This window comes from Aminobacter sp. SR38 (assembly GCF_014843375.1).
GTDB lineage: Bacteria > Pseudomonadota > Alphaproteobacteria > Rhizobiales > Rhizobiaceae > Aminobacter > Aminobacter ciceronei.
The window spans coordinates 3,222,549-3,239,258 of record NZ_CP062112.1 but is presented as its reverse complement, the minus strand read 5'-3'; the positions used below and the strand labels follow the sequence as shown (position 1 = coordinate 3,239,258).

Here is a 16,710-nt window from a genome sequence, read left to right as displayed (position 1 = left end):
TGCCCGATGCGGCGCCCGTGCCGCCGATGTCCACAACTAAGCCGGGCAGTCCAGCGAATGAGGCCGCGCACATAGCTTGCCGTGTCATATGGCCGGCAAGGTAGAGTTGGCGGGCAGCCTGTTAGTCGCTCTTCTTCTGCGCGTTCAGCTCGCGATTGAGCTTGTAGTCGATCTTGAACGTATCGCCCGGGAAGGAACCGCCCTGCTTGACGTTGAACACCATGACGGTGGTGTCCTTGCCCTGGGCGTCGGTGATCGTCCACTGGCGCAGTTCGTAGGTCTTGGGGTCGAACATCATGGTGATGGTCGAATTGCCGAAGACCTGCTTGTCCGACAGCTTGATGGTGGTCAGGTCGTCCTCTTCGGTGACGCTCTTGACCTTGTTGCCGCTGAGGTCGATGCGCTCGTCGAGCAAAAGCTTCAGCGGCGTTTTCGACAGCGGATAGAGGTCGGAGGTGCGCATCTTCGAGTTGAGGATGACCACCGACTGGCCGTCGGAAATCACCTTGAAGTTCGACGGTGCCTCGTAGTTGAAGCGGATCTTTCCCGGTCGCTGCAGGAAGAACTTGCCGCCGGTCTGTTCGCCGCGCGGACCAAACTGCACGAACTCGCCCGACATCGAGCGCACGCTCGAGAAATGATCGGCGATGCGCTGGGCGGCATCGGAGCCTTGTGCCTGTGCCGGGCCGTTGAAGGCCACCAACGGCGTCGCGGTCAGCGCGATAGCGGCCGCGAAGCCGAGCAGGCGTCGGCGGGTCGGAGTGCGGATATCGTTCATGCCGGTTACTCTCTCATTCAAGTTCGACGGTTGTATCGGCACTTAGTAGGGCTGAAGTTTGACATGGTTCACGGCCTCGCGCACTGAACGCGAAAACGTGATCGCCAGTTCCCCGATCCTACATCTTGTCGTCTTCCGTCGGCACCAGAATCTCGCGCTTGCCGGCATGATTTGCCGGACCGACGATGCCCTCCTGCTCCATCCGCTCGATGATCGACGCCGCGCGGTTGTAGCCGATGCCGAGGCGGCGCTGGATGTAGCTGGTCGACGCCTTGCCGTCACGCAGCACCACCGAGACCGCCTGGTCGTAGGGATCGTCCGAATCCTCGAAATTGCCGCCACCGCCATTACCGCCGCCCTTGCCCGACGGCTCGTCCTCGTCCTCGCCGTCATCCTCGGTGATGGCGTCGAGATATTCCGGCACGCCCTGCAGCTTGAGATGGGCAACGACCTTCTCGACCTCGTCGTCGGCGACGAACGGGCCATGGACGCGCTGGATGCGGCCGCCGCCGGCCATATAGAGCATGTCGCCCATGCCGAGCAGCTGTTCGGCGCCCTGCTCGCCGAGAATGGTGCGACTGTCGATCTTCGACGTCACCTGGAACGATATGCGGGTCGGGAAGTTGGCCTTGATGGTGCCGGTGATGACGTCGACCGACGGACGCTGGGTCGCCATGATCACGTGGATGCCGGCCGCGCGCGCCATCTGCGCCAGGCGCTGGACCGCACCTTCGATGTCCTTGCCGGCGACCATCATCAGGTCGGCCATTTCGTCGATGATGACGACGATGTAGGGCAGCGGCGCTAGATCGAGATTTTCGGTTTCGTAGATCGCCTCGCCGGTCTGACGGTCGAAGCCTGTCTGCACCGTGCGCGAGATCTGCTCGCCCTTCTTTTCCGCCTGGCTGACGCGCGCGTTAAAGCCGTCGATGTTCCGCACACCGACCTTGGACATCTTGCGGTAGCGGTCTTCCATCTCCCGCACCGTCCATTTCAGCGCCACCACGGCCTTCTTTGGATCGGTGACGACAGGGGTCAGAAGATGCGGGATGCCGTCATAGACCGACAGTTCCAGCATCTTCGGATCGATCATGATCAGGCGGCATTCCTGCGGCGTCATCCGATAGAGCAAGGACAGGATCATGGTGTTGATGGCGACCGACTTGCCCGAGCCGGTGGTACCGGCGACCAGCACGTGCGGCATCTTGGCGATGTCGACGATGACGGCCTCGCCATTGATCGTCTTGCCAAGTGCCAGCGCCAGCTTCGACTTGGTCGTCTCGAAGTCGCGGCTCGCCAGAATCTCGCGGAGATAGACGGTTTCGCGCTTGGCGTTCGGCAGTTCGATGCCGATCGCATTGCGCCCCGGCACCACCGCGACGCGGGCGGCAATCGCGCTCATCGAGCGGGCGATGTCGTCGGCGAGGCCGATGACGCGACTCGACTTGATACCGGGCGCCGGCTCCAGTTCGTAGAGCGTGACGACGGGGCCGGGACGGACATGGATGATCTCGCCCTTGACGCCGAAATCTTCGAGCACGCCTTCCAGCAGCCGCGCATTCTGTTCCAGCGCATCCTTGGAAAGCGAGGCGTCACGCACGACGTTCTTGGGCTCGGCCAGGAAATGCAGCGACGGCATCTCGAATGTCTCGGTGCCGATCAGCGTGGTCTGGGCCTCGCGCTGGACACGGGCTCCTGGTGCCGGCCGGGGGGCAGGTGCTGCGACACGCACGGCGGGAGATCCAGCCTCCGGCGAGCGGAAATTCTGCACCTGGGCATTGGCGCCCCGGCGCTCTGATGACACCGGCGGCATGTCCATGTCGTCGTCGTCACCGAAGACATCCTGGTCGTTGGGGTCGATCGAAACCGTCCGTTCCGACACCATCTGGGCAAAGAATTCAGGTTCGACGCGGGCGCGGCCGCCTGTCGTAACGCGCTGCTCGGCGCGCTCGGCCGATTCGACGCGCTCGGCCGCCTGCCGCCAGGCGCTCTCGCGCTTGACCGGCGGCAGGTCGTAGCCTTCCAGCTCGCGCCGCTTGGCGGCGCGACGGCGCATCCAGGCCCTGGCCGACAGCCACCAGTGGGCGATGGCGCCGAGCGCCAGCACGCCCTCGTTTTCGTCCTCGTCCTCGTCGTCGAAGCTGGCGAAGTCCTGCTCGCGCATGTCGGGCTTGGGCTTGGGATTGACCACTGCAAAGCCGTTCTCGCGGTTGAGCAGGCCGGCGCCGAAGGCAAATAGCCAGATCGCCGGCGCAATCAGCAACACGCCAATGACGGTGGCGATCAGCCCGGTTGGATAGCCGCCGATGAACAGCCCCGGCACCTTGAGCACCATGTCGCCGAACACGCCACCGAGGCCGGTCGGCAGCGGCCAGGTCGGCGGTGCGCCGACACAGCCGGCAATGGCCGCGCCAAGAAGTGCCGAGCCGAACCAGACCAGGCCGCGCTTGGGCATACGGTCGACGCCGCGCGCGGTGACGAACAGCACGCCCCAGATCACCGCCGGCATCAGGGCAGCGACCGAGGCAAGGCCGAAGAACTGCATCGCGAGATCGGCGAACACCGCACCCGGATACCCCATGGCGTTGGTGACGGGATTGTCGGTGGCATGGCTGAAGCTCGGGTCGGCGACATTCCAGGTGCCGAGCGCCGCCAGCCCGAAGGCCACGAAGGCAAACAGGCCCAGACCCGCCGCGCGGCCTGCCTGCCGTCGCGCGAATGCCTGAATGCCGTGCCCCGTCTCGGTCAGCGCGAGCGGTGAGGAAACCCCAGAACGCATGCCTCGTCCCCGTCCATTGATGCCGTGGCCCGCATGCGGACGCATGGCGGGCAGATTCGTTTGCCAGACTATCGGGGCGAAGGTTAAGGCGGCATTAAGGTTAAGCCATTGTTCACGCAACAGCCCCTTGGACGCTTCCGCGAGCGGCGGCAAACACCGCGTCACTCCTCCCCGGCATAGGCATTTTTGATGCAACCATCCTGTCTCCGTGGCGTTGGGTCTGCCGGAAGGGACCAGAAACGAGGAGAAGAAAATGAGAAAGCTCATTTTGGCTTTGGGTGCGGCAGCCTTGATGGCTGGCGCCGCTTGGGCAGCTTCGGCCGACGGCGTGGTCAAGGAGTTCAACAAGGACACCCGCGTGATCACGCTCGAGGACGGCAAGACTTACACCGTCCCGGCTGACGTGGCACTTCCCGCCGATCTGGCGGCAGGCATGAAGGTGTCGATTACCGTTGCCGATGACGATGCCACCAAGGTGACCGCCGTCATGACGTCGGCGATGTAACGACCCCGACCTGGCTCGCAGAAACCCCGTCCCGACAGAACGGGGTTTTTGCATTTCCGGTCCAAAACAGGCTTGCCGCAGAGACCGCAGCGCCATAGTTTTCCATATTAGGAAAATCTAATGGAGGCAGCGATGAAGCACCATAGCATCGAGCAACTGCAGGCCTTCGCAGACATCCAGCCGCTCAGCCCCTATCTGCCGATGACGCGTACCGAGCGTCTCGAGCGCTGGGCGCAACTGCTCGAAGATCAGCCGGAACGGCGCCTCGGCACACTTTCCGGCACCGAATATGCGCCGCGCGCCGAACGGCTCGCCATGCGCGTACCGGGCTCGCCTATTACCGTTGCATTCGAGGACCCTGCCTTCCGGGCAGCAGGCCTTGAAGACGACAGCTACGGCGCAGCCAAGCGCTTCTTCGAGCTGTCCGACCGGCAGCTGCACAACATCGTCTGCTACTGCCATTTCGGCGACGCGGTCAGGGGTGCAAGTGCCGCCCGCCGTGTCCGGGCAGCGATCAGCATGTGGACGCGCATCCGGGCATTCTTCGCCTGAAGGCGCGCAAGGCACTCCAGAATCCAGCCAAGGGCCCGGCTGGCTCGGGCCCCGGTGGACGCTACGCCTGCTGCCATCGGGTAGACACATTAGCATGTACACATATAATCGACTGACCAGGTAACGACCCGGATCGCGCGACGTACCTCCGTCGCTTTGCCCCCTCGGATTCAAGCCAGGAGCCAGATGCCGACAGGATTGAGATTCTTCGACGCCAACCCAAGAGTGGCAGCAGCAGCGTCAAGTACCTGCTCATGCAGGTCGCCGGCGCGCATCAGGCGCTCGACAATCCCGACGACGACGTCCACCACCACCTCGGCACCAATCTGGTCGATCCGTTTCGCCCGATGCACAATGCCGACGCCAAGCCCTTCACCATCGTCAGGGACCCGGTCGAGCGGCTGCTGTCGGCCTATTCCGACCGCGTCGTCAAAGCCGGCCTGCTGACGTCAGATGAAGCCGACAGCCCGCTGGCCCGCGAGCTCGGCCTGTCGCTCGAACCGGACCTCGAGACCTTCATCCTCAGGGTCGAGGACTATTGCCGCATCTGCGCCGACGTCCGCTTTCATGTCGCCTCGCCGCGCTACTTTCTCGGCAGCAACCTTTTCCTCTTCGACCGGGTGTTCAAACTCGAGAAGATCGACCAGGTCGCGGCCTATATCAGCGAGATCGTCGGCCAGGATGTGTCGATGCCGCACATCCACGTCTCGAGCGGCCAGGCCAGCCCGTCCGACCTGTCGCCGGCAGCACTCGCCAAGGCGCTTCGCTTCTGCCGCTACGATTACGCCTTCCTCGTCGACCTCTACGACGCCGGCCGCTGGGGTACCATTCCGCGCGGCACGCGCCGCGATCCATCGACACTGAGCGTCTATCGCGACCCGGCGAAATATGAGGGCGACAGCTATCCCCGCACGCCGCGCAACCTGCGCAATTTCCTGAGCAAGCGTCCGCTCGATCCGGCATTGCCCAAGGCCGACTAACAACTCCAGACAAAAAAGGAGGCCCGGATTGCTCCGGGCCTCAAAGCGCAGCTGCCTTGAGGGCGGCCACGACGGGATTAGGGAGGATGTTGCGCGGCCAGGGCGTCGGCCGCGCGCGCCGGAGCACGATCCCTAGGGGGAGGACCGCGCTCCAACAGGCATCAGGAGTGGTAGGCCACTTCACCATGCGAGGTCAGGTCGAGGCCCTGGCGTTCGGCTTCGACGGTCGGGCGCAGGCCGACGAGCAGGTCGACCAGCTTGTAGAGTACCAGCGAGCCGATGCCGCACCAGATGACGGTCACCGAGACAGCGAGGAACTGCGTCCAGACCTGGCCGCCGATCGACATTTCGCCGTAGCCGATGCCGCCGAGCGCCTCGGCGTTGAACACGCCGGTGCCGATGGCGCCGACAATGCCACCGACGCCGTGGATGCCGAACACGTCGAGCGAGTCGTCATAGCCGAGCTTGATCTTGACCACCGCCACGAAGAAGTAGCAGATCACCGAGGCGATGGCGCCGAGTGCGATGGCGCCGACCGGACCGACGAAGCCGGCGGCAGGCGTCACCGCGACGAGGCCGGCAACCATGCCGGAAGCAGCACCCAGCATCGACGCCTTGCCGCGGGCAACCACTTCGATGATTACCCATGCGAGGATCGCGCCGGCAGTGGCGGTGAAGGTGTTGATCATCGCAAGTGCCGCACCGCCATTGGCTTCGAGGTTCGAGCCGGCATTGAAGCCGAACCAGCCGACCCACAGGATCGAGGCGCCGACCATGGTCAGCGTCATCGAGTGCGGGGCCATGTTGTCCTTGCCGTAGCCCGTGCGCTTGCCGATCACCAGGGCGCCGACCAGGGCGGCGATGCCGGCATTGATGTGCACGACGGTACCGCCGGCGAAATCAAGTGCGCCCCAGCCGTAGATCAGGCCATCCGAATCCCAGACCATGTGGGCGATCGGGAAATAGACGACCGTCACCCACAGCGCGACGAACAGCAGCACGGCCGAGAACTTGATGCGTTCGGCAAAGGCGCCGACGATCAGCGCCGGCGTGATGCAGGCAAAGGTCATCTGGAAGACGATGAAGACGTATTCGGGGATGACGATGCCCTTGGTGAAGGTCGCCGCCATGCTCTCGGGCGTCACGCCGGCCAAAAATGCCTTGCCGAGGCCGCCCCAATACGGGCTCGGCGCGTCGCCGAAGGCCATCGAGTAGCCCCAGAACGTCCAGATCACGATCACCAGCGCCACGATCATCGTGCACTGCATCAGCACTGACAGCATGTTCTTGGCGCGCACCAGGCCGCCATAGAACAGCGCCAGGCCCGGCAGTGCCATGAACAGCACCAAGAGTGACGAGGTCAGCATCCAGGCGACGTCGCCCTTTTCCATGACGTCGGCGGGCGCCGGCGCGGCCGCCGCGGCATCTGCCGCCGCAGGTGCGGCTTCCTGGGCGAAGGCTGCGACCGTTCCCAGGGCGGTCAGTGCGAGCGTGCCGACAAGGGCCGTCCGCGCCGCCGTCTTCAATGAGGTTGGAATTTGCATTGAGGTCTCCATGAGAATTGGTTGGCCTGCTCAGAGCGCGTCGGTGTCGGTTTCGCCGGTACGGATGCGCACGGCCTGGTCGATGCCGAAGACGAAAATCTTGCCGTCGCCGATCTGGCCGGTCTTGGCGGCCCCGGTGATCGCCTCCACGGCCTTGTCGACGAGGTCGGTCGAGACGGCGACTTCGATCTTGATCTTGGGCAGGAAGCTCACGGCATATTCGGCGCCGCGGTAGATCTCGGTATGTCCCTTTTGCCGCCCATAGCCTTTTACTTCGGTGACGGTCAGGCCCTGGATGCCGACATTGGTGAGCGCTTCGCGCACCTCGTCGAGCTTGAACGGCTTGATGATGGCCATCACGATTTTCATCAGGTTTCACCCCTTTCTGATGCGGGTCCCCCGCGTTGCAGACGTCGCCAGCGGACCCGAAGACCACCGGTGAGTGACCAAGGCTATTCAAGCTCCGTGCCAGTTTGCCCCAGCACAAGCCAACCATTTGAAATTTAATGAAAATGCGCTGCGTGCAGACGACATCCTTCGCAGGTGCAGCAAAGCACCTGCTCACAAAATGTGCAAAATAGCCAAAATGCCTATTTCGTAGGCTTTGTCCGCAGGCGGATCAGCCCCTCTTGTGCCACCGAAGCGACCAGCGTGCCGTCCTGGGCATAGAGCGCGCCGCGCGTGAAGCCGCGCGAACCCGAAGTCGAAGGGCTGTCCTGGGTGTAAAGCAGCCAGCCGTCGAGCGCATGCTCGCGATGGAACCACATCGCGTGGTCGATACTCGCCGCCTGGATGTCGGGATCGAAGATGCCACGGCCATGGGCAAAGGTTGCCGTATCGAGCAGCGTCATGTCGGAAAGATAGGCAAGCACCGCACAGCGCAGTGCCCGGTCGTTCGGCACCGGGCCGGTCAGGCGGATCCACACCTTCTGCAGCGGCGGCAGCTTGTCACGGCTCGAATAATGCTCGGCATAGACCGGCCTCAGCTCCAGCGGCCGTTCCTTGGCCCAGAACAGCCTGATCTGCTCGGGCACATGGGTGGCCTCGGCCAGCAGCTCGCGCTGCGACTTGAGCTCTTCCGGCGGCGGCACGTCGAGCGGCATCGGCATCTGGTATTCCAGGCCCTGCTCCTCGACCTGGAACGACGCTTCGAGCGAAAAGATCGCGTGGCCATGCTGGATCGCCACCACGCGCCGCGTGGTGAAGCTGCCGCCGTCGCGGATGCGGTCGACCTCGTAGATGATCGGCACGGTGATGTCGCCGGGGCGCATAAAGTAGCCGTGCAGCGAATGCACGTGCCGGTCGGGCTCGACGGTGCGCTGTGCCGCCACCAGCGCCTGGGCGATGGTCTGGCCGCCAAACACGCGCTGCCACTGAACCTGCGGGCTGCGACCACGGAACAGGTTGTGTTCCAGCTTCTCGAGATTGAGAATGCTGAGAAGCTCTTGTATTCCGGCCGGCATGCTTTTCCCCTTTTCGGGACGAAGTATTTCCGGTTTCCAGCAGGAAGCCCCCGTCGAGTCAAGGCGGGAAGCCTAGCCGTAAAGGACGCCGCCATGGTCACGCGCGAATCTGACGACAAGAAATCGACACAGCTCGACGTGCTCGTCGCCGGCGCCGGTTATGTCGGCCTCGCCACCGCCGTTTCGATCAAGCAGGCACGACCCAATCTGCACATCGCCATCGTCGACGCGGCTCCCGCCGAGGTCTGGCGCAAGGACGGCCGCGCCTCGGCCATCGCGGCTGCTGCCTGCCGCATGCTCGACCAGCTCGGCTGCTGGGAAGAGATCGCACCCGAGGCACAGGCGATCACCGACATGATCATCACCGATTCGAAGAGTGCCGATCCGGTCCGTCCGGTGTTCCTCACGTTCGACGGCGAGATCGGCGCCGGCGAGCCCTTCGCCCACATGATCGAGAACCGGCTGCTCAACGGCGCCCTGCGCCGCCGCGCCGCCGAGCTCGGTATCGACATCATCGAAGGCGTCGCCGTCCAGGCCTTCGAGGCCGGCACCGCCGGGGCCAAGGTCCATCTCGCCGACGGTATCAGCATCGACACGCGCCTTCTCATCGCTGCCGACGGGGTCAACTCCAGGCTGCGCGACATGGCCGGCATCAAGACCGTGCGCTGGGAATACGGCCAGTCCGGCATCGTCTGCACCGTAATCCACGAGCGCCCGCATGGCGGCCGCGCCGAGGAGCATTTCCTGCCGGCCGGCCCCTTCGCCACGCTGCCGCTCAAGCCGACCAAGGACGGCACCAACCGCTCCTCCATCGTCTGGACCGAACGCACCGAGGACGCCGACAAGCTGGTTGCGGGCGACCCGTTCGTCTTCGAGATAGAGCTCGAACAGCGTTTCGGCCTGAAGCTCGGCGAGATCCGCGTCGAGGGCAAGCCGCGTGCCTGGCCGCTCGGCCTGACCCTGGCGCGCGCCTTCGTCGCTTCCCGCTTCGCGCTTGCCGGCGACGCCGCCCACGGAATCCACCCGATCGCCGGCCAAGGCCTCAATCTCGGCTTCAAGGATGCCGCAGCGCTTGCCGAAACCACCGTCGAGGCCGATCGCCTGGGACAGGACATCGGCGCCATCGACGTGCTCGAGCGCTACGAGCAATGGCGCCGCTTCGACACCGTGCGCATGGGCATCACCACCGACGTGCTCAACCGGCTGTTCTCCAATGACATCGCGCCCGTCCGTACCATCCGCGACATCGGCCTCGGCCTCGTCGACCGCGTGCCCCGGCTCAAGGACTATTTCATCCGCCAGGCCTCAGGCCTGACAGGCGAAACCCCGCGCCTGCTCAAGGGCGAGGCGATCTGACGGCGGCAGTTCGCCATCCAGCCAGCTACAGCATCAAGCACCGGGAATGTCGTAGATCGGCCTGACCTCGACCTTGCCCATCGCCGCCAGCGGGATGTTCGAGGCGATCTCCAGGGCCTCGTCCTGGTCGGTCGCCTCGATCATCACGAAGCCGATCAGCTGTTCCTTGGTCTCTGCGAACGGCCCGTCGGTCACCAGCCGCTTGCCGGCGCGTCGCGTGACCGTCTTCGCCGCCCTCACCGACTGCAGCGCCTCGGCCGCGATCAGCTTGCCTTTAGCTTCGAGATGCCTGTCATAGGCCAACGAGTCTGTGTCGAGCTTCTCTTTCTGTTCAGGCGACAGCGTCCCGAACAGGCCCTCTTCGAGATAGACAAGGCAGGCATATTTCACGGTTGATCTCCCTGGGTTGACCTTACGCCGCAAGGACGCAGCTGGCGAAGACAAGCAGACATTTCGGCGCAAGGACTTTTTTCGCGCGATGTTTGCTTTCCCGACGACGGAACGCTGGCGGGTACGCCGGGCGGCGCTATAGTCTCACCCGGTTGCCGTACCTGGCCCCGTCAGAAATCATGGAGAACGTCATGAACCACAGCGCCAACGCCGTCTGGAAAGGCAATCTGAAGGAAGGCTCGGGAACGCTCGACACCCAGAGCGGCGCGATCAAGGGCCAACCCTATTCGTTCAAGGCCCGCTTCGAGGACGAAACCGGCAAGTCCGGTACCAACCCCGAGGAGCTGATCGCCGCCGCCCACGCCGGCTGCTTCGCCATGCAGCTGTCGCACTTCCTCGCCGAAAACGGCACGCCCGCCGACAGGCTCGACGCCAAGGCGGTGGTGACGCTGATCCCCGGCACCGGCATTACCGAAAGCGCGCTGACGCTTGTCGGCACCGTGCCCGGCATCGACAATGGCAAGTTCCAGGAACTTGCCACCAAGGCCAAGGAGAACTGCCCGGTTTCCAAGGCGCTCGGTGCGATCAAGGTTTCGCTGACCGCCAGCCTCGCCTAACGGCACTCTGGGCGCCGGTCAGGCATCGGCGCCCTCGCCGCCTCAGGCGGCCAGCCCATCCGCCCGCACCTCGGACGGCGTCGCGTCGAAGCGGCGGCGAAACACCCGGTTGAAATACGACAAATCGTTGAAGCCCGCCTCATAGGCGATGTCGGTGATGCTGCGCTGCGCCCACAGCGGGTCGGCCAGCATGCGGTACGCTCGCTTCAGCTTCTGGCCGAGCGCGAATTCGGTGAAGGACAGCCCCTCGCTCTCGAACAGCTTCCTGACATAGCGCGGCGACAGCTTGTGCTCGGCCGCGATCGCCTCGGCCGACAGTCCGCGCAGGTCGCCGCGCGCCGAAATGTCCGACTTGATTGCCGCCAGCCTGGCGGCTCGCAGCCCACGCCCCAGCGCCACCTGTTCGGCGTCGCGCTCGGCTCCAAGCGTCAGCGCGGTCAGGTCGAGCAGATGGCTCGCCACCATGCGCGCCATGTTGCCCGGCAGCGGCTCGTCCAGCTTCTGCAGCGCCGTGGCATAGGTGATCAACAACTGCATCGGCCCTTGGCTGATCGGAATCGGCCGCATCATCATTGCGGAGACGTCGCCGAGCAGCGGCTGCAGCGCTTTCCTGTCGAAGCGCAGGTTGACATAGGTGAAGCCCGGCCGCGTGATATTGGCGCCGACCCGCCCACCGGGCACGAACATCGCGCAACCCGGACGGATGCTTTCGTCCTGGCCGCCGACCTGCATGTGGCTGCCGCCCGACAGAGCGGCGAGCAGGATCACATCGTCATTGTCGATCATCTCCTTGCCGATGCCGACCTTGATCGGCGACGCCGAGCCGGTGGCGATGCCGACGCCCGGCAGCAGCCGCACCCGCATGTCCATGTGGACGGGCGCACCTTCCAACGGCTCGAGATCGGCATTGAGGATGGTGCGGCCATAGACCTCGCGCAGAACCGCAAGCCGCTCCTGCGCCGGGAGGTCGTCTGTCAGCACGCGAAAGGAGGCATTCTGCCCGTCAGGATTCGTCATTGGTCTACTCAACGATACACAACCAAGGCGGGCAGATGCTCTTTCTATTTCGCGCGGATGAATAGGTCAAGCCCGTACCGCCGAAACCCTGAGAATGGGCCGCGCAGTCCAAGAACGGCACTGCTCACCCGTCTAGTTTGCGCTCGCGAATCGAAGTGGTCAGTCCAGCGAACGAGGTAACGGACATGTACCGCCTGCAAGTCTGGAAGACGCTCGCGGCTCTTGCCGCGGCCGGCTTCAACCCGCGCGCTTTCCTCGCCCCCATGGCGCTCGGCGGCAAGCTCCCCGAACCGGCTGACAAGCGGCAGCCGAAGGAGAACAGCGAACCGGAGGCCTGATCCGCAAGGACAGGCCCTGAAACGCCGGCGTTCAACGCCGGCGGCTGACGGAGTCTGGCTGCAAGGAGTGCCAGGGCAGTGGCATTCCGACCAGCCGGCAGGCCGGGCGCGTGGGGGCAGACCCGCGTCCGGCCACCCCCCTTCCGCGCCCTCCGTGTTTTGCGTTTGTTGCGCGGCAAAGCGGCACCGCGCAACGGGCAGTCGCGCGGCGCCCCGTCTTCGAAACCAAAAATCGCCGAAAATGTTTAGCTTTCGAGGGGACCAGCGCACCCGGGAGGAACCCTCATGCTGAACGTCCTTGAACCGCGTCATCCGCAGCCATCTGTCGCGACGACGCTCGAAATCACCGACATCACCGCAGACGTTCGTCATCTCCAAGGCTTCGACCATCACGAGCAGGTCTGGCTCGGCCGCGACACGGCACGCGGGCTGACCGCGATCGTCTCGGTCCACACCACCGTTCTCGGGCCCGCCCTCGGCGGCACGCGCATCTGGCCGCACACAAGCTTCGAAGCCGGCATCATCGACGCGCTGCGCCTGTCGCGCGGCATGACCTTCAAGTCGGCCATCGCCGGCCTGCCGCTCGGCGGTGGCAAGGCGGTCATCATCGCCGACGCCAAAACCGAAAAGACGCCGGCCATGCTCGAGGCCTATGCCGAGATGCTTAACACACTTCAGGGCCAGTACATCACCGCCGAGGACGTCGGTATGACGCTGGCCGACGCCGACTTCCTCGCCGAGCGCGCGCCCAATGTCAGCGGCACCACCAAAGGCGGCAGCGGCAACCCCTCGCCCTTCACCGCCGAAGGCACTTTCGTCGGGCTCAAGGCGGCCCTGCGCCACCGCACCGGCAGCGACGATCTTGCTGGCGTCCGCGTCGCCGTCCAGGGCCTTGGCTCGGTCGGCTGGTCGCTGTGCCAGAAGCTCCACACCGAAGGTGCCGTCCTGACAGTCTGCGATCTCGATGCGGTCAGAACCGCCCGCGCCGCCGAGACCTTCGGCGCAACCGTCGTATCAGGCGACAGGATCGTCGCAGCCGACGTCGACATCTTCGCGCCCTGCGCGCTGGGCGGCATCCTGTCTGCCGACACCATTCCGCTGCTCAAGGCGAAGATCGTCGCCGGCGCCGCCAACAACCAGCTGGCTACCGCCGAGGACGGGCAGCGCCTCGTCACGCGCGGCATCCTCTATGCCCCCGATTACGTCATCAATGCCGGCGGCGTCATCAACGTCGCCGCCGAGATGGCCGATGGCGGCTACGACGTCGCAACCGTCACCCCGCGCGTCGCCCGCATCGCCGACACGCTGTCGGCCATCTTCCAGCGCGCCGACCGCGAAGGCCGCACCACCGATGCCGTCGCAGAAGTGATGGCCCGCGAGATCGTTGAAGCGGCGAGGAAGTAAGGCCAGTTCTTCCCCTTCTCCCCTTGCGGCAAAAGAAGGCAAGTCGCGCTCTCTCCCAAAATGCAAGAACGGCCGGGTTGCTTTCGCAACCCGGCCGTTTTCAATTGTTCTGCGATCGCCTATGCGCCAACCGCATCGAGCCGCGCCTTGAGCGCCGCCACTTCCTCTTCCAGCAGGCGGAGGCGCTCCTCGAGCTCCGAGACAACGGATGAAGCGGTGCTCGGTGCTCGGCTTGGCACGACAGCGGCGACATCGACATCGCCTGACAGAAGATGCGCAAAACGATCTTCGCGCTGACCGGGTGCGCGGCCGATCTCCTTGACCAGCGCAGGCCGGCGGCCGATCAGCATGTCGAGCTCGCTGCGCACGGCGTCGGCATCGGCGAAATTCGCCATGCGCTCGGTGCGAGCGAGCAATTCGTAGACGGTCTGGGGACCGCGCAGCAAAAGCATGCCGATCAGCGCGCTCTGGTTGCGCGTCAGCGAGAATTTCTGCGCCATCTGGTGTTCGTAGCGCTCAACGCGCGAAGCGAACTGCTGCTTCGCCAGTCCCTTCGACTGCAACGTGCCAAGCGTCCTGACGACGTCGACCATCTCAAGGGCCATGACCGGCTCGCGCGAGGTCTTCTGATTGGCCGCGGCAACCAGCGCATTCGACGTCATCGGATAGACGTCAGGCGTCAGTTCCTTCTTCTCGATCAGACAGCCGAGCACGCGCGCTTCGGCCGGGGTGAGATGGGGAAGATCCGTGTCCGTCACGACTTAGACCCGCCGCTCCACCATCATTTTCTTGATCTCCGCGATCGCCTTGGCCGGGTTCAGACCCTTGGGGCAGGTCTGGGCACAGTTCATGATCGTGTGGCAGCGATAGAGCCGGAACGGATCCTCGAGATTGTCGAGGCGCTCGCCCTTGGCTTCGTCTCTGGAGTCGATCAGCCAGCGATAGGCCTGCAGCAGCACGGCCGGGCCGAGATAGCGATCGCCGTTCCACCAGTAGCTCGGGCACGAGGTCGAGCAGCAGGCGCACAGGATGCATTCATAGAGGCCGTCGAGCTTCTGGCGGTCCTCATGGCTTTGCAGCCATTCCTTCGCCGGCTCGGGCGATACCGTCTTCAGCCACGGCTCGATCGAGCGGTGCTGGGCGTAGAAGTTGGTGAGGTCGGGCACCAGATCCTTGACGACCGGCATGTGCGGCAGCGGGTAGATCTTCACCGCGCCCGAAATGTCGTCGCAGCCCTTGGTGCAGGCCAGCGTGTTCGAGCCGTCGATGTTCATCGCGCAGGAGCCGCAGATGCCTTCGCGGCAGGAGCGGCGCAAAGTCAGCGTCGGGTCGATCTTGTTCTTGATGTAAAGCAGCGCGTCCAGCACCATCGGGCCGCAATCGTCGACATCGACAAAATAGGTATCGATGCTCGGGTTCTCGCCGTCGTCGGGCGACCAGCGGTAGATCCGGTACTCGCGCAGATTGGTCGCACCCTCCGGCTTCGGCCAGGTCTTGCCCTGCTTGATCTGCGAGTTCTTGGGGAGTGTTAGTTCGACCACGATCGGTTCCTCACAGCTTGGCACGCAGTTCCTTGCGGATGACGAGCTTGAGCCCGCTCCACACGGCATCCACGGCACAGACCTTTACGTCCACCAGCCCAGTCGGCAGCACGACGTCGCGAATGACATCCTCGGTGATGTCGGTGGCGATCTTCGCTGCCTTCTTGGGCCAGGAGATCCAGACAGCGCCGTCGGGCGCGATCATCTTCTTGAATGTCTCGACATGACCTTCGAGATCGGCGCGCTTGCCGGTGAAGGCATGAACGATGTCATGCCGCTCGCCCGTTGCGCCAAGGGCTGCCCAGTCCGTCTGCGCCACAGCCGCGAAGTCGCAGGCAGTTGCCAGCCCCCGGAGATCGCCAGGCAGGTTCACCAAGACCACGCTCTGGCCGTCCTTGAGGCCGAGCTTGGCCGCAAGCGGCACAGCCGAATAACCTGCATCGGGCAAGGTCGCGGCCATCATGCCTGCACCGCCAGCCGACGCATCTGCTGGCCGACATCGACGGGCGACCATGGCGCCATGTAGAGCCCGAACAGCGACAGCGGCGAACCATGCATGGCGTTGAGCCAGAGCTGGATCCTGAGCCTGCCGCGCACCAGCCCCTGCTGAAGGAAATGGAACGGGTCGCGCCGCTTGACGTGGCGGTGCGGCGTCCTGAGATCGCCCATCGTCGTGTCGGCACCGGCCTGTGCGATCAGCCAGGGCGAAGTGTGCATCACGTCGCAGCCATGCAGCCCGGCATTGGAAATGAAATCGTCGACCGGCACGGCCAGCTTGCCGGCCCTGGCAAGCAGTTGCCCGGCAGCCTTGCGCGTCACCAGATAACCGGCGCCACCCGAAGACGGGCGCAGCGAACGCACCAGCTTCGCAGCCCCCAGGTCGGCCACCGGCACGGACAGCCTGCCGCCGCTGCGGACGATGCCTTCCATCTTGACGATGTCGAAGGCGATGCCGCTGGCAAGGAGCCGGCGCATCGTCTCGGCGAAACCGTCGAGCGGTACCGCGTCGTCTTCCAGGATCACCGCGTGGTCGTGGCCGGATGCCAGGAACGCCTTCAGCGCCAGCATGTGGCTGGCAAAACATGCTTCCTCGACCAGCGCAAACATGCGGTTGCGCAGCGGATTCCAGCCGATGCCGTTGGGCGGCATATCCAGCTTCTGGCCGCGCACTGCCAGCACCTCGTCGGGGTTGCGCACATCGACTGCGGCGACACGTTCGAGCGGCCAAGGCATCGCGCCGAACAGCCGCTGGATTTCCGCCCAGCGATGCGGCGTTCGGTCGAGATTGATGGCGAAGAAAGCGAGTTCGCTCATCGCCGGCACTCCCGGCGCCAGTTCTCCCAGCGCCAATTCTCCAAGCGCCAATTCTCCAAGCGCTTGTCGGCGCGCGCGCAAGCGAGGACGGCCGTTTCAGGCCCTCCAGCTTGTCTTGCGCAGCGCCGCGTC

Annotated in this window: 18 protein-coding genes; 7 read left to right on the top strand and 11 right to left on the bottom strand. The window is 64.6% G+C overall.

Annotated features, from left to right (window positions below; genetic code table 11):
- Positions 1-121: 121 nt before the first annotated feature.
- The gene (locus tag IG197_RS15830; protein WP_192313196.1) at positions 122-778 is read right to left on the bottom strand and encodes an outer membrane lipoprotein carrier protein LolA; all 657 of its coding nucleotides are present in this window, start codon (positions 776-778) and stop codon (positions 122-124) included.
- A gap of 118 nt (positions 779-896) precedes the next feature.
- Positions 897-3,557: a DNA translocase FtsK gene (locus IG197_RS15825; RefSeq protein ID WP_067956141.1), complete on the bottom strand. Its 2,661-nt coding sequence runs from the start codon at positions 3,555-3,557 to the stop codon at positions 897-899.
- Positions 3,558-3,810: 253 nt separating this feature from the next.
- On the opposite strand from IG197_RS15825, the gene IG197_RS15820 reads away from it, so the two are divergent.
- The 3 genes from IG197_RS15820 to IG197_RS15810 all read left to right on the top strand — a co-directional run bounded on the left by IG197_RS15820 (position 3,811) and on the right by IG197_RS15810 (position 5,594).
- Positions 3,811-4,062 (top strand): DUF1344 domain-containing protein, encoded by a 252-nt coding sequence (locus IG197_RS15820; RefSeq protein ID WP_083948380.1) that lies wholly within the window; start codon positions 3,811-3,813, stop codon positions 4,060-4,062.
- A gap of 132 nt (positions 4,063-4,194) precedes the next feature.
- On the top strand, positions 4,195-4,614 hold the full coding sequence (locus IG197_RS15815; RefSeq protein WP_067965950.1) for a hypothetical protein: 420 nt from the start codon (positions 4,195-4,197) through the stop codon (positions 4,612-4,614).
- Positions 4,615-4,811: 197 nt separating this feature from the next.
- Entirely contained in the window at positions 4,812-5,594 is a 783-nt protein-coding gene (locus IG197_RS15810; protein ID WP_371746548.1) for a sulfotransferase family 2 domain-containing protein, read from the top strand.
- A 161-nt stretch (positions 5,595-5,755) separates the two neighbouring features.
- On the opposite strand, the gene IG197_RS15805 is transcribed toward IG197_RS15810, so the two are convergent.
- The 3 genes from IG197_RS15805 to IG197_RS15795 form a co-directional block, all read right to left on the bottom strand.
- A complete protein-coding gene (locus IG197_RS15805; RefSeq protein WP_067965948.1) occupies positions 5,756-7,138 on the bottom strand; it encodes an ammonium transporter in 1,383 nt (460 codons plus the stop codon).
- A gap of 30 nt (positions 7,139-7,168) precedes the next feature.
- On the bottom strand, positions 7,169-7,507 hold the full coding sequence (locus IG197_RS15800) for a P-II family nitrogen regulator (RefSeq protein ID WP_055975214.1): 339 nt from the start codon (positions 7,505-7,507) through the stop codon (positions 7,169-7,171).
- Between the two features lie 221 nt (positions 7,508-7,728).
- Positions 7,729-8,601, bottom strand: coding sequence for an acyl-CoA thioesterase II (locus tag IG197_RS15795; protein WP_067956138.1), 873 nt, complete (start codon positions 8,599-8,601; stop codon positions 7,729-7,731).
- 93 nt (positions 8,602-8,694) lie between these two features.
- Between IG197_RS15795 and IG197_RS15790 the strand changes: the two genes are divergently transcribed.
- Complete coding sequence (locus IG197_RS15790) at positions 8,695-9,957, top strand: ubiquinone biosynthesis hydroxylase (RefSeq protein WP_192313192.1); 1,263 nt, start codon at positions 8,695-8,697, stop codon at positions 9,955-9,957.
- A gap of 33 nt (positions 9,958-9,990) precedes the next feature.
- On the opposite strand, the gene IG197_RS15785 is transcribed toward IG197_RS15790, so the two are convergent.
- Positions 9,991-10,347: a YciI family protein gene (locus IG197_RS15785; protein ID WP_067956131.1), complete on the bottom strand. Its 357-nt coding sequence runs from the start codon at positions 10,345-10,347 to the stop codon at positions 9,991-9,993.
- A 191-nt stretch (positions 10,348-10,538) separates the two neighbouring features.
- Between IG197_RS15785 and IG197_RS15780 the strand changes: the two genes are divergently transcribed.
- A complete protein-coding gene (locus IG197_RS15780; RefSeq protein ID WP_192313190.1) occupies positions 10,539-10,964 on the top strand; it encodes an OsmC family protein in 426 nt (141 codons plus the stop codon).
- Between the two features lie 42 nt (positions 10,965-11,006).
- Here IG197_RS15780 and IG197_RS15775 read toward each other — a convergent pair whose 3' ends face one another.
- Entirely contained in the window at positions 11,007-11,981 is a 975-nt protein-coding gene (locus IG197_RS15775; protein ID WP_192313188.1) for a helix-turn-helix domain-containing protein, read from the bottom strand.
- A gap of 185 nt (positions 11,982-12,166) precedes the next feature.
- Here IG197_RS15775 and IG197_RS15770 point away from each other — a divergent pair, with 185 nt between their 5' ends.
- Both IG197_RS15770 and IG197_RS15765 read left to right on the top strand, forming a co-directional pair.
- Positions 12,167-12,319 (top strand): hypothetical protein, encoded by a 153-nt coding sequence (locus IG197_RS15770; protein ID WP_169808298.1) that lies wholly within the window; start codon positions 12,167-12,169, stop codon positions 12,317-12,319.
- A 285-nt stretch (positions 12,320-12,604) separates the two neighbouring features.
- Positions 12,605-13,723 (top strand): Glu/Leu/Phe/Val dehydrogenase, encoded by a 1,119-nt coding sequence (locus IG197_RS15765; RefSeq protein ID WP_192313185.1) that lies wholly within the window; start codon positions 12,605-12,607, stop codon positions 13,721-13,723.
- 119 nt (positions 13,724-13,842) lie between these two features.
- Here IG197_RS15765 and IG197_RS15760 read toward each other — a convergent pair whose 3' ends face one another.
- The 4 genes from IG197_RS15760 to IG197_RS15745 are packed head-to-tail and all read right to left on the bottom strand — an operon-like array spanning position 13,843 to position 16,578.
- Positions 13,843-14,481 (bottom strand): YceH family protein, encoded by a 639-nt coding sequence (locus tag IG197_RS15760; protein WP_192313182.1) that lies wholly within the window; start codon positions 14,479-14,481, stop codon positions 13,843-13,845.
- A gap of 3 nt (positions 14,482-14,484) precedes the next feature.
- Positions 14,485-15,264 (bottom strand): succinate dehydrogenase iron-sulfur subunit, encoded by a 780-nt coding sequence (locus IG197_RS15755; RefSeq protein WP_067956123.1) that lies wholly within the window; start codon positions 15,262-15,264, stop codon positions 14,485-14,487.
- Between the two features lie 10 nt (positions 15,265-15,274).
- Positions 15,275-15,724 (bottom strand): DUF3052 domain-containing protein, encoded by a 450-nt coding sequence (locus tag IG197_RS15750; RefSeq protein WP_192319789.1) that lies wholly within the window; start codon positions 15,722-15,724, stop codon positions 15,275-15,277.
- Complete coding sequence (locus IG197_RS15745; RefSeq protein ID WP_192313179.1) at positions 15,724-16,578, bottom strand: glycosyltransferase family 25 protein; 855 nt, start codon at positions 16,576-16,578, stop codon at positions 15,724-15,726. The genes IG197_RS15750 and IG197_RS15745 overlap by 1 nt, the downstream gene beginning before the upstream one ends.
- Positions 16,579-16,710 lie beyond the last annotated feature (132 nt).